Here is a 779-nt window from a genome sequence, read left to right as displayed (position 1 = left end):
TTAACGACTAAGGATTCAGAGATTATAGGAGGTCAAACGGATGTTACCTTAACTTATCATGTTACCGAGTCTGATGCTGAATTAGGAAACAACCCAATAGCTAATGTAGGTAACTATACCAATACAAGTAACCCACAAACGATTTATGTACGTTTAGTAAGTACAATCAACGGTTGTGTTGATACGGGTATGTTTGAGATTCGAGTAGAATTACCACCAGTAGCAGTACAGCCAACACCATTAGAGTTATGTGATGATGATGTAGCAGATGAGATAACTGTTTTTGATTTAACAGTAAAGGATAATGAGATTACAGGCGGCGAGGCAAGTTGGAGTGTAAGTTATTATGAGACCCAGGCCGATGCCGATGCTCAGACTAATGCAGTAGATGCAGAGGCTTATACGAATACATCTGTAGGCGGAGCTCCAGCTAATCCCCAAACACTTTATGCAGTTGTTACCGATACCGATACTGGGTGTACCGATACAATTACCTTAACGATACGTGTTTTACCAAATCCGACACCAACATCAGTATTGCCAGAGTTGATTTTATGTGATGATATCAATCCTGGTGATATGGAAGAGGTTTTTGATTTGACTACCAATGAGGTATTACTTCTCAATGGAGAGACAGGAGTTACGCCAACTTATTATGAGGATGCGGACGATGCAGAGGAAGGCATTAATGCGATACCAGACCCAACGATGTACACCAATACGAGTACGCCACAGGTGATTTATGTACGCGTTACAAATGATATAACAGGTTGTTTTAC

General features: G+C 40.7%; 1 pseudogene. It reads left to right on the top strand.

Annotated features, from left to right (window positions below):
• A pseudogene (locus Q0893_RS19490) lies at window positions 1–779 on the top strand (CUB domain-containing protein); the annotation flags it as partial.

The sequence above is a fragment of the uncultured Psychroserpens sp. genome (genome assembly GCF_947494225.1).
Classification (GTDB): Bacteria; Bacteroidota; Bacteroidia; order Flavobacteriales; family Flavobacteriaceae; genus Psychroserpens.
Note: the sequence above shows the minus strand (reverse complement) of the source record. Positions and strands in the feature narration are given on the sequence as shown.